Annotated in this window: 15 protein-coding genes; 6 read left to right on the top strand and 9 right to left on the bottom strand. The window is 73.7% G+C overall.

The features are described from left to right. Positions 1-173 precede the first annotated feature (173 nt). The 3 genes from ACFP1K_RS05940 to ACFP1K_RS05930 all read left to right on the top strand — a co-directional run bounded on the left by ACFP1K_RS05940 (position 174) and on the right by ACFP1K_RS05930 (position 4790). Positions 174-1022 (top strand): SRPBCC family protein, encoded by an 849-nt coding sequence (locus ACFP1K_RS05940; protein ID WP_380747746.1) that lies wholly within the window; start codon positions 174-176, stop codon positions 1020-1022. Positions 1023-1137: 115 nt separating this feature from the next. Further along, positions 1138-3699 (top strand): bifunctional glycosyltransferase/CDP-glycerol:glycerophosphate glycerophosphotransferase, encoded by a 2562-nt coding sequence (locus tag ACFP1K_RS05935; protein ID WP_380747744.1) that lies wholly within the window; start codon positions 1138-1140, stop codon positions 3697-3699. Further along, complete coding sequence (locus ACFP1K_RS05930; protein WP_380747742.1) at positions 3696-4790, top strand: glycosyltransferase; 1095 nt, start codon at positions 3696-3698, stop codon at positions 4788-4790. Before ACFP1K_RS05935 ends, ACFP1K_RS05930 begins: the two co-directional genes overlap by 4 nt. A gap of 69 nt (positions 4791-4859) precedes the next feature. On the opposite strand, the gene ACFP1K_RS05925 is transcribed toward ACFP1K_RS05930, so the two are convergent. Together ACFP1K_RS05925 and ACFP1K_RS05920 are read right to left on the bottom strand one after the other, a co-directional pair. Then, entirely contained in the window at positions 4860-5903 is a 1044-nt protein-coding gene (locus tag ACFP1K_RS05925; RefSeq protein ID WP_380747740.1) for a sulfotransferase family protein, read from the bottom strand. After that, the gene (locus ACFP1K_RS05920; protein WP_380747738.1) at positions 5900-6952 is read right to left on the bottom strand and encodes a CDP-alcohol phosphatidyltransferase family protein; all 1053 of its coding nucleotides are present in this window, start codon (positions 6950-6952) and stop codon (positions 5900-5902) included. The genes ACFP1K_RS05925 and ACFP1K_RS05920 overlap by 4 nt, the downstream gene beginning before the upstream one ends. A gap of 266 nt (positions 6953-7218) precedes the next feature. On the opposite strand from ACFP1K_RS05920, the gene ACFP1K_RS05915 reads away from it, so the two are divergent. Continuing rightward, positions 7219-7947: a polysaccharide deacetylase family protein gene (locus ACFP1K_RS05915; protein ID WP_380747736.1), complete on the top strand. Its 729-nt coding sequence runs from the start codon at positions 7219-7221 to the stop codon at positions 7945-7947. A gap of 129 nt (positions 7948-8076) precedes the next feature. Beyond that, on the top strand, positions 8077-8307 hold the full coding sequence (locus ACFP1K_RS05910; RefSeq protein ID WP_380747734.1) for a DUF397 domain-containing protein: 231 nt from the start codon (positions 8077-8079) through the stop codon (positions 8305-8307). A 61-nt stretch (positions 8308-8368) separates the two neighbouring features. Here ACFP1K_RS05910 and ACFP1K_RS05905 read toward each other — a convergent pair whose 3' ends face one another. From ACFP1K_RS05905 to guaA, 4 genes are all read right to left on the bottom strand, one after another. Further along, positions 8369-8845 carry a GDYXXLXY domain-containing protein gene (locus ACFP1K_RS05905; protein ID WP_380747732.1) on the bottom strand — a complete coding sequence of 159 codons (477 nt, stop codon included), beginning with the start codon at positions 8843-8845 and terminating at the stop codon, positions 8369-8371. Continuing rightward, positions 8842-10041, bottom strand: coding sequence for a DUF2157 domain-containing protein (locus tag ACFP1K_RS05900; RefSeq protein ID WP_380747730.1), 1200 nt, complete (start codon positions 10039-10041; stop codon positions 8842-8844). Before ACFP1K_RS05900 ends, ACFP1K_RS05905 begins: the two co-directional genes overlap by 4 nt. A gap of 40 nt (positions 10042-10081) precedes the next feature. Then, positions 10082-11323 carry an acyltransferase family protein gene (locus ACFP1K_RS05895; protein WP_380747728.1) on the bottom strand — a complete coding sequence of 414 codons (1242 nt, stop codon included), beginning with the start codon at positions 11321-11323 and terminating at the stop codon, positions 10082-10084. A 154-nt stretch (positions 11324-11477) separates the two neighbouring features. Continuing rightward, positions 11478-13064: a glutamine-hydrolyzing GMP synthase gene (gene guaA, locus ACFP1K_RS05890; protein ID WP_380748095.1), complete on the bottom strand. Its 1587-nt coding sequence runs from the start codon at positions 13062-13064 to the stop codon at positions 11478-11480. 103 nt (positions 13065-13167) lie between these two features. Between guaA and ACFP1K_RS05885 the strand changes: the two genes are divergently transcribed. Further along, a complete protein-coding gene (locus ACFP1K_RS05885) occupies positions 13168-15336 on the top strand; it encodes a beta-propeller domain-containing protein (protein ID WP_380747726.1) in 2169 nt (722 codons plus the stop codon). Between the two features lie 274 nt (positions 15337-15610). On the opposite strand, the gene glpD is transcribed toward ACFP1K_RS05885, so the two are convergent. From glpD to ACFP1K_RS05870, 3 genes are all read right to left on the bottom strand, one after another. Then, on the bottom strand, positions 15611-17296 hold the full coding sequence (glpD, locus tag ACFP1K_RS05880) for a glycerol-3-phosphate dehydrogenase (protein ID WP_380748093.1): 1686 nt from the start codon (positions 17294-17296) through the stop codon (positions 15611-15613). A 222-nt stretch (positions 17297-17518) separates the two neighbouring features. Then, positions 17519-18652 carry an N-acetylglucosamine-6-phosphate deacetylase gene (nagA, locus tag ACFP1K_RS05875; protein ID WP_380747724.1) on the bottom strand — a complete coding sequence of 378 codons (1134 nt, stop codon included), beginning with the start codon at positions 18650-18652 and terminating at the stop codon, positions 17519-17521. A gap of 105 nt (positions 18653-18757) precedes the next feature. Further along, positions 18758-19645 carry an SIS domain-containing protein gene (locus ACFP1K_RS05870; RefSeq protein ID WP_380747722.1) on the bottom strand — a complete coding sequence of 296 codons (888 nt, stop codon included), beginning with the start codon at positions 19643-19645 and terminating at the stop codon, positions 18758-18760. Positions 19646-19697: the final 52 nt, after the last annotated feature.

The following is a 19697-nucleotide window of genomic DNA, read 5'->3' as shown; positions in this document are numbered from 1 at the left end:
GACAGGACGCCCGTACGGCCATATGCCGCAATAGCGAAATTGGGTATTGAGGTACTGCGGTATTGGGGTATCGCGGCATACAACCGGTCGTGCGCACGAACTGGTGAGAGGAGGAAGGCAGGGAAGAGCCCGCCCTCCCCGGGGCGACCGTCCCTGCCGAGAATCTGATGGCGATGCGGTTCGAGCATGACTTCACGGTTCCCGTTCCGGTCGAGCAGGCGTGGGCCGTGCTCCTCGACGTGGAGCGGGTGGCGCCGTGTCTGCCGGGAGCGACGCTCGACACCGTGGACGGGGACGGGTTCACCGGGAGGCTCAAGGTCAAGGTGGGGCCGATCACCGTGACCTACAAGGGGCAGGCGTCGTTCTCCTCGGTCGACAAGGACGGGCACAAGATCGTCATCTCCGCCTCGGGCAAGGAGGCGCGCGGGACCGGCACGGCCAAGGCCGACGTCGAGGCGGAGCTGTCCGGCGAGGGCGGGTGGACGCGGGTCGCGGTGCGGACCTCGTTCAACGTCACCGGGCGGCCCGCGCAGTTCGGGCGGGGGGTGATGGCCGAGGTGGGGGCCAAGCTCATCGACCGGTTCGCCGCCAACCTGGCCGCGCTGCTGCGCGAGTCCCAGGAGCCGCCGTCGGAGAAGGCACTCGCGGAAGGTGCCGCGCCGCCGTCGGCCGAACCCGCCGCCACCCCCTTCAACGAGTCCACCGAGTCCCCCTCCCCGCCGGAGGCGACGCCGCTCGCCCCGGTCGCCGGCCTCCAGGAGCAACCTGTGCCCGAGCCCCACGTCCGCCACCTCAGCGCCGTCCCCGACCGGTACGACGCGGCGGAGCCCGACGAGGTCACCAGCCGCGACGCCCACCCGGCCGGGACCGCCCGCACGTCCCGCACCCCCGACGAGGAGGCCCTGGACCTCCTGGAGATCGCGGGGATGCCCCTGCTCAAGCGGCTGGCCCCGGTGGTCGGCGGGCTCGCGGCCATCGTCCTGGTCACCTGGCTCCTGCGCCGCCTCCTCTCCCGCCGCTGACCGGCCATAAGCGCAAAAGTCCGGCAAGTCGGGGTCAGCAGTCCGCTGTGGAGGGCGGCGCGGCCCACGGCAAGGGAATACCCGAGTCAGCCACGATGCCGACTCGGGGGGAAGCATGCGGCCGGACGTCAGCGTTGTGCTCGCCATCTGTGACGAACCGGCCGGGATCTCCCGCGCCGTCGCGTCGGTGCTCGGGCAGTCGCTGCGCAACCTCGAACTGATCGTCGTCGGCGAGCGGGACGGCCGCCCCGTGAGCGCGGACGCGCGGCTGCGGTACCTGCAGGGGCAGGCCACCGGGGGACGCGGGGCCGCGCGCAACGACGGGCTGGACGCCGCACGGGCGCCGTACGTCATGGTCCTGGACGGCGGGGCCGAGCTGACCAGGCACGCCTGCGGCAGCCTGCTCGCCGAGGTGGAGCGGACCGGGGCGGACTTCGCGACCGGGCCGATCGAGCGGGCCGCCCTCGCGCGGGGCCGCCGGGCGTCCGGTACGCCCCGGAGAGGGCTCTACACGCCGCGGCGGGTGGTCGACGGGATCCGGGCCGAGCCGCGCATGTTCCTGGACGGGGCGGCGACCAACAAGCTGTACCGCACCGCGTTCCTGCGCGAGCACGGCCTGCGCTTCCCCGAGGACGTGTACGACGAGGACGTCGTCCTCACCGCCGCGGTGTTCCGCGACGCGCGCCGGTTCGCGGTCGTCCCCTGGACCGTCCACCTCGCCGCCCCGGCGCCCGGCGGGGACGAGGCGGACGGCGGGGAGATGGAGTCGGTGCGGCGGCGCGTGCGGGCCGCCCGGCTGGCGGACGCGCGGCTGCGCGACGGCGGGGCCCCCGAGCTGGTGACCCACCGGCAGCGGCGGTTCCTCGGCCACGACCTGCGCGGCCACCTGGACGGGCTGCCGCGCCGGAGCACGGTGTGGGTCAAGGAGTTCGCGGCGGTGCTGCGGCCCTACCTGGACGAGCTGGAGCCCGGCGCCACGGCCCTGGTGGACCCGATGGTCGCCGTGTGCTGCCATCTCGTCCAGGCCGACCGCGCCGAGGACCTGGTCGTCGCCGCCCGGTCACTCACCCCGCCCCGGGCGGCGCCGAGGCACGCCCTGCGGGTGGACGGCCGCACCTACTGGGGGACGCGGGCCCACCCGGGGCTGGACATCACCGGGCTCGGCCTGGCCGAGCTGCCGTTCTCGGCCTCCCGGATCCGGCACGAGGTCACCGAGATCGCCGCGACGGGCACGGTCCTGTCGGTGACCGTCAGGACCTACGACCCGTTCGCCGTGCTGCGCCGGGGGCGGACCGTGGCGGACCTGGTGGTGCGAGGGCTGCGGGTACGGCTGTCGCCGCGCAGGCAGCCGGACGGCGGCTACCTGATCCGCGCCGAGATGGACCTGGCCGGGATGCGGCCGGTCCGCGACGGCCGCACCGACGCCCTGATCAGGTTCACCCGCCCCGACGGCCACCACACCAGCGACCGGCTGCTCGTCGACCCCGCCACCCCCCCGCTGGTGCTCACCGCGGCGGGCCGCCGCTTCACCGTGGCGCCCGTCGGCGAGAGCGCCTTCCTGCGGGTCTCCTGGCGCCGCGCCGGAGCCCCGCGCCGCGGGCCCCGGCCGCGCCCGCTGCGCGCCCTGACCGGCGCCGGGATCAAGGAATGGGTGTACCGGCGGCTGATCCGCGTGGTCCCGCCGCGCCGCGACCTCGCCCTGTTCGAGTCGGCGGGCGGGGCCGCCTGCACGGGCAACCCGAAGTACGTCCACGAGGAGATCCGGCGGCGCGGCCTGCCGCTGAGGGTGTGCTGGTCGGCGCGGGACGGCGCCGGGGGCTTCCCGGCGGACGTGCCGCTGGTCCGCCGGATGAGCTGGCGGTACGTCTGGCTGCTCGCCCGCTCCGGGTACTGGGTGGACGACCGCGGCCTTCCCCCGGGGTTCCCCAAGCCCGCCAGGACGCGGTACCTGCAGACCTGGGACGGGTTCCCGGGGCCGGGGCCGGGCGGCGACGCGGCCGTGCGGCGCGCGGCGGTCGCCCGGTGGGACGCGCTGGTGTCCCCCGGGCCGGAGTTCGAGCGGGTCTTCGTGCCGGCCAGTGAGTTCACCGGCACCGTGCTGGGGTTCGGGTCGCCCAAGTGCGACGTGCTGGTCACCGGCGACCCCGGCGCCGGACCCCGGGTGCGGGAGGCGCTGGAGATCCCGCAGGACCGCCGCATCCTGCTGTACGCCCCGGCCGGCGGCGCACGGGACGACGGCCTGGAGACCCTGGCCGAGTCGCTCGCGGGCCGGTGGGTCATCGTGCTGCGCGCCGGGCCGGGTCACCCGATCCCCCGCCGGGTGCGCCACCTCGTGCGCGCCGCCGCCGCGTATCCCGAGGTCAACGACCTCCTCCTCGCCTCGGACGCGCTGGCGGGCGACCACATGCCCCTCGTCAGGGACTACGCCTGCACCGGGCGGCCCATCCTGGTCTACTGCCCGGGCGGCCCCGCCCCGGAGGTCAGGGAGATCGCCCCCGGCCCGGTGCTGGAGACCCCCCGGGAGCTGGTCGCGGCCCTCGCCGACCTGGAGGGGGTGCGGGAGCGCCACGCCGCCCGGTACGCCGACTTCCGCGCCCTGTTCTGCGCCGAGGAGACCGGCGAGGCGGCGGCCCGGGTCGTGGACGCCTTCTTCCACCTGCGCGGGCGCCGCCGATGACGCCGCCCCCCGGGCACGGCCGCGGCGCGGTCGTGTTCGTCTGCGTGGACGCCGACGCTCTCGGCGGCGTGCAGCAGGCGACCCACACGCTCGCGCAGGGGCTCGCGCTGCGCGGCTACGCGGCGCACGTCGCCGGGCTGCGGCACGGGGGCGGCGCGCCGTTCCGGTACGTCGAGCGGCCGTTGTACGAGCGGCACGCGCCGGGGCGGGGGGCCGGGCGGCGCGGCGTGGCGCGGTGGTGGGGGGCGCGGACGCTCAGGGGGCTCGGTGAGGGGTTCGCGGTGATGACCTGTCCCGAGGTGGCGGACGTGCTGGCCGGGGTGGTGCCGGACGGACTGCGGGGCATCGGGCAGTACCACGGGTCGTTCGCGCAGGCGCGGGACGCCGGGCACCTGGCGGCGGTGCGGCGGCACTACGGCGCCCTGGACCGGGCGGCCTTCCTCAGCGCCGACGACGCGTGGCGGTTCGCCGAGGAGGCGCTGCTGCCGAACGCGGTGGACCTGCCGAACCCGCTGCGGACGTGGCCCGCCACCACGTCGTACCTGGACGTGCCCCGGGTGCTCGGGGTGGGGAGGCTGGTGGCGGTCAAGCGGTTCGACCGGCTCATCACCGCGTTCGCGCGGGCGGCCCGGGCCCGCGCCGGGTGGGAGCTCCACCTCATCGGCGACGGGCCCGAGCTGCCGCGGCTGCGGGCCTGCGCGGCGGGGGCGGGCGTCGCGGACCAGGTGGTGTTCCGCGGGCGGGTCACCGCGGCGCAGCTCGGCCGGGAGTACCTGAACGCCGCCGTGCTCGGCCTGACCAGCGAGCACGAGGGCCTGCCGCCCGTGGTCGCCGAGGCGGCGGCGTACGGCATGCCCGCCGTCGCCTTCGACGTGTCCGGCGGCGTGCGCTCCCTGGTGCTGGACGGCACGACGGGCGCCCTGGTGCCGCACCCGGACCTGGACGCCTTCACCGGCGCCCTGGCCGGCCTGATGGCCGACCCGGCCCGCCGCCGCCGTCTCGGCGCCGCCGCCCGCGCCCACGCGGCGTCCTTCCGCCTGGATCCGGTGCTCGACCGCTGGGAGGACCTGTTCACGGCCATCCGCCGCTGACCGCACGGTTCCAGGCGGCGACGGCGCCCGAGGTCCGTGCCGTCCCTCGGACCGGCGGTTCCGGCGGCGCTACCCCTTGATCAGCTCGCGGGCCGTGCGCTGGCGGGGGACGCGGGCCATGGAGAGCTGGCCCGAGGTGAGCATGGCGGCCAGGGGACCGGGTTCGCGGTGGCGGTTGACGTGGTCGCGGGCCTGGCGCTCCCAGCGGCCGAGGGCGCGGCGGGCCACCGTCCTGCGGTAGGTGAGCAGGTGGCGCGCCGACGCCCTCGCGTCGCCGCTCACCTCGTAGCCGTGGTCGCGCAGGCGGTGGCCGAGCACCTCCTCGCACAGCGCGATCTCCCACGGCTCCAGCCGGGTGGCCCAGCTGCCCACCCGGGCCGCCGAGACCTCGTTGCGGGTGTTGCTGTGCCACACCTTCCTGGCGGGCACCGCGACGTCCGCCACCCGCTGGGGCTCGCACATCGAGGGCTCGAACTCCTCACCGAGGAACGCGCACAGCCTGGCCAGCTCGGCGGCGGGGTCGGCGGTGAGGTCCTCGTACCGCAGCTCGTGGTAGCTCCCGGCCGGCAGGGTCCTGGCGAGCCGCCGGCCCTGGTCCACGGACTCGGCCCAGTTGGCGATGGCGTGGTGGACGTCCAGGGTGTACCAGGGCATCTCCTTCAGCGAGGCCACGCAGTCGCGGCCGTCCCGGATCAGATGCACGAACTGCGCGTCGGGGAACAGCCGCAGCAGCACGCCGGCGTACCTGATGTAGGCCGGCCGCTTGTCCCCCCACCGCGGCTTGCCGAACCGCTCGCCGTACTCCCGGAACGCCTCGCCGACCACCGAGCCGAGCGACCCCGGCCCCTCCGAGGCCCGCCGCACGTACGTCTCCCGGTCCAGCCCGAGCTCGTGGAACCTGGTGGCCTTGTCCCCCGCGATCCACTCGGCGAGCGCGCGGCGCCTGCCGGCGTCGCGCATGTCCCCGTGCAGGCGGCGGTGGTAGTAGGCGGACAGCAGGAACCGCGTCTCCGGCGGGACCGCGATGCGCTCATGCGAATGGAGCATGAGCTGCAACATCGTGGTGCCGGAACGCGGGCAGCCGACCACGAAGATCGGCCGGTCGGTACTCATCGGATCTCCACCCCCGTGCGGAACGGATCGGTACGCAGCCGCGGGCTCTCGGCGGGGCGCGGGACCGGCCGTACGGCCCGGGCCGCCACCGCGCGCGTGGCCTGCCACATGCGGTAGATCAGAAAGATTTCGTTGAGGACGAGCAGGGCGCCCGCCGTGACCGTGACCGGCAGCAGCGCCTCGGCCCCGGCCAGCGGGGCCACCACGAACACGGCCGCGTGGAACTCGATGCCGCTCATCAGGTGCGTCCGCACCCGGCACGCGGCCAGGAACCCGCCGACGCGCCGCCGCGCGCCCACCTTCGGCTCCGCCGCCATCGGCGCCGGCCCCGCGCCGCGCCACGCCTCGGGCGGCGCGTGGGACAGCACGGCCCCCACCGCCACGGGCCCGAACAGCGTCACGAACTCGGGCCGCGCCGTGGGCCTGACCGTCGCCACCGCCTCGGGCTCGGGCGCCACCGGCGGCCGGGACGGGCCCGGCGCGTGGTCGCCGCGGTCCTGGGTGAGCCAGTCGACGGCCATGGCGTCCCGGACGGCGGCGAGCTCGGCGCGCAGCGCGGCGCGGTGGCGGGCCCTGGCCGTGCGGCGGACCCGTTTCATCTGCGGCGCGTTGACGTAGCGGAACAGGTCCAGCACGGCGATGGCCGCGCCGAGCAGCACGTAGGCCAGGCGGCCGGTCTCCGCGTACTGGCCGTAGGCGAGGCCGCAGGCGCAGCACACCACCCGGATGCGGTCGCCCACGTAGTCCAGCCACAGGCCGAACGGCGTGCCGGTGCCCTTCAGCCGGGCGATCTTGCCGTCCATGCAGTCGACCACGAAGCTCAGGTAGAAGACCAGCGCCCCGAGCGCCAGGCGCCCGGTCGCGAAGCACGCCGCCGCCCCCATCCCGAGGACCAGGGACAGGCGCGTGAGGCCGTTCGGCGTGATGTCGGTGTGGTTGGCCACGAGCAGCGTCACCCTGCAGGCGATCGGGTCGACGAGGAACACCGTCCACCACGAATCCCTGCGTTTTCGCGTCGCCCTGATGTCATCCAGCGAGTAGGACCCCATGACCGTCCAGCATGGCGACCCGAAGTCACCGAATTCTTACCGTCTGTAACTCACATGAGATCTCTATGGGGATTCTTGACCGGCCCGGGCGCCTGCCGCCGGCCGCCTTGACCAGCGTCGAGGGTAGTGACCCCGCGCGGTGGAGGACTGGAACGGGATCCAGGGGGAAACAGGGGGACGCGTCTGAAGTATTTACCGGTATGGCATGGTTTCTCAGCTGGCGCACTCTTTGGGATAAGGTGGCGCGCGCTGATGGGAGGAGACAAATGATGCGGCGGTGGCTTCCGATCCTGATCGCGGCCGTGGCGACGCTCACGGTGGCGCCGGTCGCGGCGGCCGACACGAGCGGCCCGGCGGCCAAGGCAAAGGCCGTGAACTGCGCCAAGGTGAAGTGCATCGCGCTGACCTTCGACGACGGCCCCGGCCCGTACACCCGCAAGCTGCTGGAGACCCTGCGCCGCGACAAGACCAAGGTCACCTTCTTCCTGATGGGCCAGCACGCCGAGAAGTACCGCGCGACCGCCCGCGCCATCGCCCGCGCCGGGCACGAGATCGGCAACCACACCTACGACCACCCGCACCTGACGTCGCTGTACGACGGCCTGATCCGCGACGAGCTGGTGCGCGCCCAGGACTCCATCGAACGCGCCACCGGCAAGCGCCCCACGCTGATGCGGCCCCCGTACGGCGACACCGACGAGCGCGTCTCGGGCATCGCGGCCGAGCTCGGCCTGTCGCAGATCCTGTGGAACCGGACCTCCCGCGACTGGGAGCTGCGGAACACCAAGGCCATCACCCGCCGGGTCCTCGCCGACGCCGCGCGCGACCGGATCGTGCTCATGCACGACATCTGGCCGGAGACCGTGGCCGCGATGCCCGGCATCCTGCGCTCGCTGAAGAAGAAGGGCTACCACGTCGTCACCGTGAGCACGCTGCTGCACGGCCGCCGCGAGCTCGCCCCCGGCGAGATGTACCCCCTGAGCGGCTGGCGCTGATCCGGCGATTCCGGTCCGAAACCGATCCGTCACGGATCGGCACGGCGGACCTGGACGACGTGTATTCTCCCGAACTGGTGTGCCGACCCCCGGCGTCCCGGGCCGTACCAGAAGGAGAATTGGTCGACGATGAGCGACGCAGGCGAGAAGGCCGAGCTGTACGCGCTGGACATCTCCGATGTCACGTGGTTGAGCGCTCCCGGCAGCACGTCCGACGACCGCATCGAGATCGCCTACCTTCCCGGCGGGGCGGTCGCCCTGCGCAACCCGGCCGATCCCAACGGCACCGTGCTGAGATACACGGCGGGTGAGTGGCGCGCCTTCGTCCTCGGCGTGCGCGACGGCGAGTTCGACGACTGAGCAGTCCGCGCGCCACCACCCGCACCCCGCCCCGCGGCCAGGCCGCGGGGCGTTCCGCGGGTCAGCGGGGCTCGATGGCGACCACCGCGGCGTTGCCCTGCGCGTCGACGCGCACCACCGCCGCGGCGCGGTCGGCACCGAGCTCGTCCTGCGTGCGCCGCGCGGCGTCCTCGGGCAGGAACAGGCTGTCGATGCCGCAGCTCAGCGGCCCCTCGCCGCGCGTCTCGCAGGAGAGGTACGGCGGGGCCGCCGGGCGCCGGGTCACGATGCCGGTGCCCTTCCACAGCGTGCCGTCGGGCGCCAGAGGCACGTAGACCCGGCCGGGCCGCAGGTTGCTCGCCGCGGGCAGGCCGGGGTAGGCGAGCATGACGTACGCGCCGCGGAAGGGGTCGATGGGGTCCACCGGGCCCACGGCCAGGCGGTAGCGCGTGCCGGTCAGCCGGGCGGACAGCTGGGGCCACACCGCCACCGCGAGCAGCGCGAGCTGGAGCACCAGTGCCAGCGCCACCAGCACGGGACGGGACATCAGCCTGGTCATCGCACCACCCGCATGAGCCTGCGGCGGCCGTAGTCGACCAGCACACCGGTGACGAGGAACACGACGCCGAGGACGAGGAACAGCGCCGCCCCCGACAGCAGCGGCTGGAACACCGCGAAACTCTGCACGGTCACGAACAGCACGAGCGCGCCGGTGACGACGTACACCAGCGGGGACAGGTCGCGCCTGGCCGCCACGACGGCGAACCACACGGCGGACAGGACGTAGACGATCGTGCCCGCCAGCGCCCGCGCGGTCTGCGCCGCGCCCGGCCCGGCCGGGTACGCGGCCATCGCGGGCGCCCAGGCCACCAGCAGCAGCGCGGCACCCAGCATGACGACCACCGCCGCGACCTCCCTGCGTCCCTCGGCGTCGCCGAGGCCGAGCGCGGCGGCGGCGGCCAGCACCACGGCCACCAGCCCCGGCCAGATCGCCACCGAGCCGTACATGCCGCCGGCACCGGACGCGCCGGGGAACACCGCGATGAACAGGCCGGTGAGCACGAGCACCACCCCGGCGAGCCGCCACAGCGGGGCGAACCCGGGCAGCCACCCGGACTCGTGCAGCACGGCGACCGCCACGGACACCACCCCCGCGATCAGCAGGGCCACCGCGGCACCCGCCCCGATGGACAGCCGTTCCCCGGCGAACCAGCTGTACCAGCCCGCGCCGAGCGCCAGCGCCGCCAGCAGCGGCCCCCGGGACCCGGTGGCGTACGCGTAGGCCAGCGCGCCCGCGGCCCAGACCCCGAGCAGGCTCGAGTCGTAGGCGGGGACCTGGAGGCTCTGCGCGGCCTGGAAGACCACGCCGCCTCCGGCCAGCACGGTCACCAGCCGGGCCGCCGTCACGGCCCCGCCGTCGCCCGGTGGGCGCGACCGGCCGTCCTCGCGTGGCCGCCGGGCCAGCACCTCGGCGAGGGCAGCGGCGCCCAGCCAGATGATCAGGATCCCGGCGAAGCGGGTCAGCGGCGAGATGCGGTGAAGATTCGCCGAGACCAGCCAGATCAGGCCCACGCCGAGGAAGCCGCCGCCGAGCACGAGGATGAGCCGTTCCAGGCTGAGCCGGCGCCCCGGGGCGTAGCGGGCGCCGATCTGGGCGGCGGTGGCGGCGTCGATGAGGCCGTCGGCCTGCCATCGGGCCAGCTCGCCGCGTAACCACGCCAGGCGCCGGACCGGCACCCGGGTCGTCGCGTCCATCTGTGGTCTTCTCTCTCGACCACCGGCCCGAGCGGGCCGGTCAGCCAAGATTAGTGGCGGACACCGCCGTCCGCTGCGGGGTTTCCACAGCCGCCGGGGGCAGCGAGCGCGCCAGGCGGCGGCCGAGCGCCTGCATGGGCCGCTCCACCGTGCGGTAGGTGAGCCAGCTCAGCGCGAGCACCACGGCGAGGTACGCCACGCCGAGCGCCGCCTGGACGGGGACCGGGCTCAGGCGCGGGTCGCCGTACACCGCGAGGAACAGCTTCAGCAGCGGGTTGTGGACCAGGTAGATCGAGTAGCTGACCACCCCCAGCCAGGCCAGCGCGCGGGGCACCGCGCGGTGCCGCAGCGCCATGGCGAGGGCGAAGGAGCCCGCGGCGAACGCCATGGTGACCAGCCACACCGGCGGGTCGGCCCACCAGCCGGCCCGGGCGGCGAAGAACGGCACGACGGCCAGCAGGGCGGCCACCACGGCGATCGCCCAGGGGCGGGAGATCTGCCCGCGCTCCCAGCGGTACAGCACGGTCCCGGTGAACATGACGGCCAGGATCGCCGGGCCGAGCCACGGCACGCGCCCGCCGACCAGCACCAGCACCACCGCCAGGCCGCCGACCATCAGCGCCCCGGCGGCGCGCACCCGGCCGGACCCGGCGATCACGAGGGCCAGGCCGACGGCCATCACGCCGAAGGAGACCAGAGAGGCCGGGACGCGATCGGGCAACGGCGTCACCAGCAGCAGCCCCGCGCCGAGCGCGGCCACCGCGAACACGACCGCCCACAGCCCGCTGCGGCGGTGCAGCCCGCCCACGAACAGCGCGGTGACCAGCAGGTAGAAGGCCATCTCGTACGACAGCGTCCACATGGTGTCCGCCAGCCCGGCGGCCCCCACCATGTCGATCAGCATGGTGGCGTGCGCGGCGGCCGTTGCGAGGTCGAGCGTCAGCGCGTCGCGCGGCGGCACCAGCGGGATGCTGAGCAGCACCACCACGATGATCAGGAGATACAGCGGGTAGAGCCGGAACAGCCTGCCCACCCAGAACGCCCGCACGTCCCCTCTGTTCTCCAGGGACGCCGGGATGATGTACCCGCTGACCAGGAAGAACACCATCACGCCGTAGATGCCGAGGTTCATCCAGTACGGCCGCAGCACCGGCACGAAGCGGTACAGCATGTGCTCCAGCACCACCGCGAGGGCCGCCACCCCGCGCAGCGCGTCCAGCCACGCCAGCCGCTGCCCTGAGGGGGACGGAGGACCGGACCGGGCCGGTAGGGGAGTCGGCATCCGACAAGGCTTACCGAACCCGCGACCGCGGGCAACCGATATCTGACAACAGACGGCCCCGGCCGCGCGATCAGGCCACCCCGGGGCACCCGTGGGGTCGCCTCAATCGGTGGTGCCCAGGCGGGATCAGGCGGCCGGGATCACCGCGGGGGCGTCACTCCCACTCGATGGTGCCCGGGGGCTTGCTGGTGACGTCCAGGACGACGCGGTTGATCTCGCGGACCTCGTTGGTGATGCGGGTGGAGACGCGGGCCAGCACGTCGTAGGGGACGCGGGACCAGTCGGCCGTCATGGCGTCCTCGCTGCTGACGGGGCGCAGCACCACCGGGTGGCCGTAGGTGCGGCCGTCGCCCTGGACGCCGACCGAGCGGACGTCGGCGAGCAGGACCACCGGGCACTGCCAGATGTCGCGGTCGAGACCGGCCCTGGACAGCTCCTCGCGGGCGATGGCGTCGGCCTCGCGCAGGATCTCGAGCCGGTCGTGGGTGACCTCGCCGACGATGCGGATGCCGAGCCCGGGGCCGGGGAACGGCTGGCGCCACACCATGGCGGGCGGCAGCCCGAGCTCTTCGCCCGCCCGGCGCACCTCGTCCTTGAACAGCGTGCGCAGCGGCTCGACCAGTGCGAACTTCAGGTCGTCCGGCAGGCCGCCGACGTTGTGGTGGGACTTGATGTTGGCGGCGCCGGTGCCGCCGCCCGACTCGACCACGTCGGGGTAGAGCGTGCCCTGCACCAGGAAGTCGACCGGCCCGTCGGCCATGATCGCGCGCTGCTCGTCCTCGAAGACCCGGATGAACTCCCGGCCGATGATCTTGCGCTTCTCCTCGGGGTCGCTCACCCCGGTCAGCGCCTTGAGGAACCGCTCGGCGGCGTCCACCACCCGCAGCCGCACGCCGGTGACCGCGACGAAGTCCCGCTCCACCTGCTCGGCCTCGCCCTTGCGCAGCAGCCCATGATCGACGAAGACGCAGGTCAGCCGGTCGCCGATGGCCCGCTGCACGATCGCGGCGGCCACCGCGGAGTCGACGCCGCCCGACAGGCCGCAGATGGCCCGGCCATGCGGCCCCACCTGCTCGCGCACGGCGTCGACGGCGTCCTCGACGATGTTGAGCATGGTCCAGGACGGGCGGCAGCCGGCCGCGTCCAGGAAGTGCTTCAGCACGGCCTGGCCGTGCTCGGAGTGGAGCACCTCGGGGTGGAACTGCACGCCGTACAGACCCCGGCCGGCGTCCTCCATGACGGCCACCGGGGTGTCCGGCGTCCACGCCATCACCCGGAAGCCCGTGGGCGCGGCGACGACGCTGTCACCGTGCGACATCCACACCGACTGCTCCGCGGGCAGCCCGGCGAGCAGCACACCCTCGTGACCCACGGTGAGCCGCGTGCGGCCGTACTCGGAGATGCCGGTGTGCGCCACCTGGCCGCCGAGCACGCGCGCCATCTCCTGGAAGCCGTAACAGATGCCGAAGGTCGGCACGCCGGTCTCGAACAGGCCCTCCGGCGCGGCCGGGGCGCCCTCGGCGTACACCGACGCGGGGCCGCCGGACAGGATGATGGCCTTCGGCCGCTTGGCGAGCATCTCGTCCACCGGCATCGTGGACGGGACGATTTCGGAGTAGACGTGGCACTCACGGACCCGGCGCGCGATCAACTGCGCGTACTGCGCACCGAAGTCGACCACCAGGACCGTGTCGAAGTCAGACACCGAAAGACCCCCAAAGAGCTGCCGCGATGCCCACAGTCTATCGACGGCCCCCGGTGTCCGGACGAATTCCGTGATCCACTCATGTGACCCCCGCCACTTCCGCCGTGAACCGCGCCCGCGCCGGATTCGTCGTAGGGGCATGAGGACTTCGATCGGTACGGCCGCCGCCGCCGCGCTCGCCCTCGGGCTGCTCGCGACGGCATGCACCGGCGGCGGTACGGCGTCACCCCCCACGGGCACCCCGGAGGGCACCCCGGTGACCCTCGGCAACATCAAACTGGTGTCCTACAGCGGATGCGACGACATGCTGGACGGCCTGCGCGCGGCCGCGGTGAAGGAGGTCGGCCCGTGGGGCTTCGGCACGGACATGGTGTTCCGCGCCGGCCGTGAGGTGGACATCGCGGCGCAGGCGGACGGCAAGGCCGCGCCCGCGCACTCCACCACGAACGTCCACGAGGCGGGCACCGACGAGCCCGACGTCGTGAAGACGGACGGCGAGCGGATCGTCAGCGTCACCCGGGGCGTGCTGCGGGTGGTGGACGCGTCCACCAAGAAGGTCACCGGCTCACTGCGGCTGCTGCCCGCCGAGCAGTCGTGGGAGGAGGGGAACCTGCTGGTGGACGGCGACCGCGCGCTGGTGATGTTCGGCGAGGGCTCGCTCCTGCCGCTCGGCGCCGTCGCCAAGCGCCCGGCCGTCCTGCCCGGGCCCCGCTACGTGCTGGTCGACCTGGCCGCCATGAAGACGCTCGGCTCGCTCACCCCGGCCGGGCAACAGGTGGACGCCCGCATGGTCGGCGGCACCGCGCGCATCGTGATCCGCTCCCAGCCCGTCGTCACGTTCCCCGAGGGGCGCCCAGACGACTCCGAGCGGACCCGGGTCGAGCGCAACAAGAAGGCCGTCGAGGAGGCGCCGATCGAGGCGTGGCTGCCGTCCTACGAGGTCACCGGCGCCGACGGGACCACGCGCACCGAGCGGGTCGCGTGCGAGCAGGTCAGCCACCCGGAGGACTACACCGGCACCTCCCTTCTCACGGTGCACTCGATCCCCCTCGGGTCCGCGATCGACGGCGGTGAGCCGATCAGCGTGGCCGCCGACGGGGACACGGTGTACGCCACCCCGACCAGCCTGTACGTGACCAGCAACCCCCGCTGGTGGTCCGGCGGGCGGGCGATACGCACCGGCATCCGCTTGAAGGAACCGCCGACGGGCCCCGGACAGGCGGAGGCGACACCCGCGCCGATCGCCCCCAAGGTCGAGACCTCCGCCCCGGCCGAGAAGATCGAGCCGAGCAACGACCCCTCGATGCCGTCGCTGCTCCCCGAGCCCAGCGCCACCCCGACCTCGTCCGGCCCCACCGGCGACCCCACGCCCGACCCCACCGGCAAGCTCCCGCCGCCCGCCACCGAGCCGCCGACCGGGACGCCGGAGCCCAGGGTGACCGAGGAGAAGGCGCCGCCGGAGCGCACCGAGGTGCACCGCTTCGACATCGGCTCCCCCGGCACACCCCGGTACCTCACCTCGGGTGAGGTCCCCGGGCGGCTGCTCAACCAGTACTCGCTGTCCGAGCACGACGGGTACCTGCGGATCGCGACCACCTCGACCGGCGACTCGGGCATCGTGGCGCGGGAGGGCTCCAGCGGGGTGTACGTGCTGAAGGCCGACACGCTGGAGAAGGCCGGCGAGGTGACCGGGCTCGGCAAGGGCGAGCGGATCTACTCGGTCCGGTTCATCGGCGCCGCGGGCTACGTCGTCACCTTCCGGGAGACCGACCCGCTGTACACGCTGGACCTGCGGGACCCGGCCCAGCCGAAGGTCAGCGGCGAGCTGAAGATCACCGGGTTCTCGTCGTACCTGCACCCGGCGGGCGACGGGCGGCTGCTCGGCATCGGGCAGGAGGCGAGCTCGAAGGGGCAGATCCAGGGCACCCAGGTCTCGCTGTTCGACGTGAGCGACCCCGCCGCGCCGAAACGGCTCGCCCAGTACCACAAGAAGGCGTCCTCGTCCGAGGCGGAGCACGACCCGCACGCGTTCTTCTACTGGGAGCAGTCCGGGCTGGCCGTGGTGCCGCTGAACTCCTGGAGCGGCGAGGGCAACTCGGCGGTGGTGCTGAAGGTCGGCGCCGACTCCCTCACCGAGGAGGCCACGATCACCCATCCCCTGCCGAAGCAGGACGAGCGGTCGCCCCTGGATCCGCGGGTGCGGCGCAGCCTGATCATCGGTGACACGCTGTGGACCCTGTCCGACAACGGCCTCAAGGCGAGCGACGCCACCACCCTCACCGAACAGGAGTGGGTGCCCTTCACCTGACCTGAGGCTTCCGGGTCGTATCGCGCAGTACGGCCCGGAGGTGCCCGGCCGTACGGCCACGTCCGCGGCGAGCCGAGACGGGGACCGTACGGCCAGTGGCACCAGGGAACGGCGGCGCCGCCGGGTCACGCACCCACACTGCCGACCCGGCGGCGCCGCTGGACCCTCACCACGCGCGGAGGGCCGGTCCCGGCGCGGGGACCGGCCCTCCGTCGCGCTTCAGGTCTCGGACGCTCCTCGTCTCCGGCTCCCCGACGCTCTTGGTCTCCGGGTCTCAGACGGTCTTGGTCTCCGGGTCGGTGACCGGGACGATCTCCGGGGCGCCGAGGCGGATCGCGTCGGCCTCCTGGTCGGTGTCCTGCTCCTGGGAGAGCCGCTCGGCCTCGATGCGCTTGGTGTAGTACTCGACCTCGCGCTTGACCTGCTCGGCGTCCCAGCCGAGCGGCCCCGCCATCAGCTCGGCCGCCTCCTGGGCCACGGCGGTGCCCCGGTGGAAGGTCTCGATGGAGATGCGGGTGCGCCGGGTGAGCACGTCGTTGAGGTGGCGAGCCCCCTCGTGGGTGGCCGCGTAGACCACCTCGGCCCGCAGGTAGTCGTCCGCGCCGGGCAGCGGGCGGCCCAGCGACGGATCCTTCTCGATCAGCGCCAGCACCTCGTCGATCAGCGAGCCGTACCGCTGGAGCAGGTGCTCGATCCTGGCGACGTGCAGGCCCGAGCCGCGGGCCAGCCGCTGCCGGGAGTTCCACAGCGCCTGGTAGCCCTCGGCGCCCACCAGCGGGATGCGGTCCGTGCAGGACGGCGGCACCCGGCGGTCCAGGCCGTGCGCGACGGCGCTCACGGCGTCCTCGGCCATCACGCGGTACGTGGTGTACTTGCCGCCCGCGATCATGACGAGGCCCGGCACGGGGTGGGTGACCACGTGCTCCCTGGACAGCTTGGACGTCTCCTCGGACTCCCCGGCCAGCAGGGGCCGCAGTCCCGCGTACACGCCCTCGACGTCGTCGCGGGTGAGCGGGACCGAGAGCACCGCGTTGACGTGGTCGAGCACGTAGTCGATGTCCTGGCGGGAGGCCGCCGGGTGGGCCTTGTCCAGCGACCACTGGGTGTCGGTGGTGCCGACGATCCAGTGACGGCCCCACGGGATCACGAACAGCACCGACTTCTCGGTGCGCAGGATGATCCCGGTGAGCGAGTGGATGCGGTCCCTCGGGACCACCAGGTGCACGCCCTTGGACGCGCGCACGTGGATCTGTCCGCGCCCGCCGACCAGCTCCTGGATCTCGTCGGTCCACACACCCGTCGCGTTCACCACCTGGCGGGCCCGCACGTCGTACTCCGACCCCGTCTCCAGGTCGCGTACCCGCACCCCCGTGACCCGCTCGCCCTCGCGCAGGAACCCGATGACCTTGGTGCGGGAGGCCACCTGGGCGCCGTACGCGGCGGCGGTGCGCAGCATGGTGGTGACGTAGCGGGCGTCGTCCACCTGGGCGTCCCAGTACTGCACGGCGCCGGTCAGCGCCGTCTTGCGCAGCGCCGGGGCCAGGCGCAGGGCGCGGCGCCTGGACAGGTGCCGGTGGCCCGGGACGCCCCGGGTCAGCCCCTGCGAGAAGCCGAGCGAGTCGTACATCACCAGACCGGCACCCACGTAGGGCCGTTCCCAGACGTGATGGGTCAGCGGGAACAGGAACGGCACCGGCCGCACGAGGTGCGGGGCGATGCGCTGGAGCAGCAGCGCCCGCTCCTGCAGCGCCTCGCGCACCAGATCGAAGTTGAACTGCTCCAGGTAGCGCAACCCCCCGTGGATCAGCTTGGAGGACCGCGAGGACGTCCCCGACGCGAAGTCACGCGCCTCCACCAGCCCCACCGACAGCCCCCGCGTCACCGCGTCCAGCGCCACCCCCGACCCCACCACGCCGCCCCCCACCACGACGACGTCCAGCTCCTGCCCGGGATCCGACATCCGCGCCAGCGCCGCCGCCCGCTCGGCGGGCCCGAGCCGCGCCGCGTCCGTCCCCCCGATCCGCGTCCCCACGCCGTCCGCCGCCCATCCCCTAGCCGCGTCCATCCGGGCGCCACCTTCGTGCCCTGTCATCGCATCCCCCTGGGATATGGCATGTAGCGTCCCGTCATTTCTACCCGTGGGTAGATAACCACATGCCGTCCCCCCCTCGGGTGGGGTAGGTCAGGGGGTGGGAAGCCAGACACCCCGGCGCATCACCTGGTGAAGGGTCAGGTCCTCGTTGAGGACCACCAGATCGGCGTGGTTGCCCACGGCTATCGAGCCGGTATGGGACGAGATGCCCAGGACGCGGGCCGGGGTGTGGGAGGTCATCTCGGCGGCTTCGAGGAGGCTGAGGCCCACCTCCTGGACGGCCCGGCGGAAGGCCTCGTCCATGGTCAGGGTGCTGCCGGCTATGGCGCCGCCCTCGGTCAGGCGGGCGGCCCCGCCGGTGACCTCCACGTCCATGGAACCCAGGCGGTAGGTGCCGTCGCCCATCCCGGCGGCGGCCATGGCGTCGGTGACCAGGACGGTGCGATCCGCCCCGGCGGCGGCCACGGCCAGGCGGAGCATCGCCGGGTGGGCGTGCAGGCCGTCGTTGATCAGCTCGACGGTGACCCGAGGGTCCTCCAGGAGGGCCGCGATCGGCCCCGGAGTGCGGTGGTGCAGCGGCGGGAGCGCGTTGTACAGGTGGGTGGCGACGGTGCACCCGGCGTCGATCCCGGCTCGCGCCTGGTCGTAGGTGGCGTCGCTGTGGCCGAGCGCCGCGATCACGCCTTCACCCACCGCCGCGCGCACGGTGTCCAGCGCGCCGGGCAGCTCCGGCGCGATGGTGACCATCCGGACATGCCCCCGCCCGGCCTTCAGCAGCCCCGACAGCTCCCCCGGGGACGGCTCCCGCAACTGCCCCGGGTCATGCGCCCCGCGGCGCGCAGGGGCGATGTACGGCCCCTCCAGGTGCACACCGGCCAGCAGCCCGTCCTCGCACAGCTCGGCGAGGGCCGACGTGACCCGCGTCAGGTCCCCGATCGACGCCGTGACCAGACTGGCCATGATCGTCGTGGTGCCGTGACGAGCGTGGAACTCCGCCGCCCGCCGCGCCTGCTCCTGATCCCCGGACGGAAACGAGGCCCCCGCCCCGCCATGGGTGTGGATGTCGACGAAGCCCGGGACGACATACCGCCCCCCGAGGCCCACCCCGGCCCCCGGCGCCCGTCCCCGCCCGATATGGGTGAAGCGCCCGTCCTCGATGGTGAGCCAGCCCTCATGCACCCCATCCGGGGTCACGACACGGGCATCGGCGAGTGTGGTGCTCATGAGATCAGGATCACCGATCGGCTGATGCGGCCCGGCAGCCGGGGTACCGGCCAGGACCACGACGGCGGGACAGGGCCGCCCGGGCACCCGGGCCGGCGGGGTGGGTCATGGGGCGAGGATCACGGACCTGGTGAGGTGGAGGGGGTGGTCGGGGTCCAGGCCGAGGGCGACCGCGCGGGCCTCGGCGAGACGCTGGATCCGGATCAGCTCGGCCATGGGGTCGGTGTCCCGGCTCACGAAGGTGGCACCGGTGCGGTGGACGTCCGCGGAAAGACCGGGCGGGGCCGGCCCGAGCATCCAGGTGACCCGCCCCGGGCCCGCGATACTGATCGGCCCGTGACGGTACTCCATCGCCGGATACGCCTCGGTCCAGGCCCGGGCCGCCTCACGCATCTTCAGCGCCGCCTCCTGCGCCAGCCCGTAGGCCCAGCCACTCCCAAGGAAGGAGATCTGCTCGGCCCCCACCAGCTCACCTGGCACCTCCTCGGCCACGGCCCGCTCCCCGTCGGCCACCACCTCGCTGAGGTCCTCGCCCAGATGGACGCGCAACAACGCGAGCTGCGTGGTCGCGAACCGCGTCTGCACCACCGACCGCTCGTCGGCGAAGTCCAGCACGATCACGTCATCGGCCGCCCCCGTGACCGGCGCCGACGGATCCGCCGTGATCACCGTGGTCCGCGGACCGTCCTGCGTGCCGCGCAAGGCATGGAGCAAGGTGAGGATCTCGGTGGTGGTCCCCGACCGGGTGAGCGCCAGAACGCGGTCGTAGCGCCGCGCGAGCGGAAACTCGGAAGCGGTGAAGGCATCGGTCTCCCCATGACCGGCCCGCTCCCGAAGCACGGCGTAAGCCTGCCCCATGAACCATGACGTCCCACACCCGACAACCGCCACCCGCTCCCCCCGCCGAGGCAGCGCCACCCCACCAGCCAGCCCAACAGCCCGCCGCCAACACCCCGGCTGCGACGCGATCTCGCCCGCAAGTTCCGTAATCACAAGCCACTCCGGGGATACTCAAGCCTGGTCGGCCCCCCTTTATAGCAGCCCC

The sequence above is a fragment of the Sphaerisporangium aureirubrum genome, assembly GCF_042658925.1.
Taxonomy (GTDB): domain Bacteria; phylum Actinomycetota; class Actinomycetes; order Streptosporangiales; family Streptosporangiaceae; genus Sphaerisporangium; species Sphaerisporangium aureirubrum.
Note: the sequence above shows the minus strand (reverse complement) of the source record. Positions and strands in the feature narration are given on the sequence as shown.

Excerpts from the sequence above, each read along its gene's own strand:
- ACFP1K_RS05940 (WP_380747746.1), top strand. The coding sequence starts at position 174 with ATGCGGTTCGAGCATGACTTCACGGTTCCCGTTCCGGTCGAGCAGGCG.
- ACFP1K_RS05915 (WP_380747736.1), top strand. The coding sequence starts at position 7,219 with ATGATGCGGCGGTGGCTTCCGATCCTGATCGCGGCCGTGGCGACGCTC.
- ACFP1K_RS05925 (WP_380747740.1), bottom strand. The coding sequence starts at position 5,903 with ATGAGTACCGACCGGCCGATCTTCGTGGTCGGCTGCCCGCGTTCCGGC.
- nagA (WP_380747724.1), bottom strand. The coding sequence starts at position 18,652 with ATGAGCACCACACTCGCCGATGCCCGTGTCGTGACCCCGGATGGGGTG.
- ACFP1K_RS05910 (WP_380747734.1), top strand. The coding sequence starts at position 8,077 with ATGAGCGACGCAGGCGAGAAGGCCGAGCTGTACGCGCTGGACATCTCC.
- ACFP1K_RS05885 (WP_380747726.1), top strand. The coding sequence starts at position 13,168 with ATGAGGACTTCGATCGGTACGGCCGCCGCCGCCGCGCTCGCCCTCGGG.
- ACFP1K_RS05935 (WP_380747744.1), top strand. The coding sequence starts at position 1,138 with ATGCGGCCGGACGTCAGCGTTGTGCTCGCCATCTGTGACGAACCGGCC.
- ACFP1K_RS05900 (WP_380747730.1), bottom strand. The coding sequence starts at position 10,041 with ATGGACGCGACGACCCGGGTGCCGGTCCGGCGCCTGGCGTGGTTACGC.
- ACFP1K_RS05895 (WP_380747728.1), bottom strand. The coding sequence starts at position 11,323 with ATGCCGACTCCCCTACCGGCCCGGTCCGGTCCTCCGTCCCCCTCAGGG.
- glpD (WP_380748093.1), bottom strand. The coding sequence starts at position 17,296 with ATGTCGGATCCCGGGCAGGAGCTGGACGTCGTCGTGGTGGGGGGCGGC.
- ACFP1K_RS05930 (WP_380747742.1), top strand. The coding sequence starts at position 3,696 with ATGACGCCGCCCCCCGGGCACGGCCGCGGCGCGGTCGTGTTCGTCTGC.
- ACFP1K_RS05920 (WP_380747738.1), bottom strand. The coding sequence starts at position 6,952 with ATGGGGTCCTACTCGCTGGATGACATCAGGGCGACGCGAAAACGCAGG.
- ACFP1K_RS05905 (WP_380747732.1), bottom strand. The coding sequence starts at position 8,845 with ATGACCAGGCTGATGTCCCGTCCCGTGCTGGTGGCGCTGGCACTGGTG.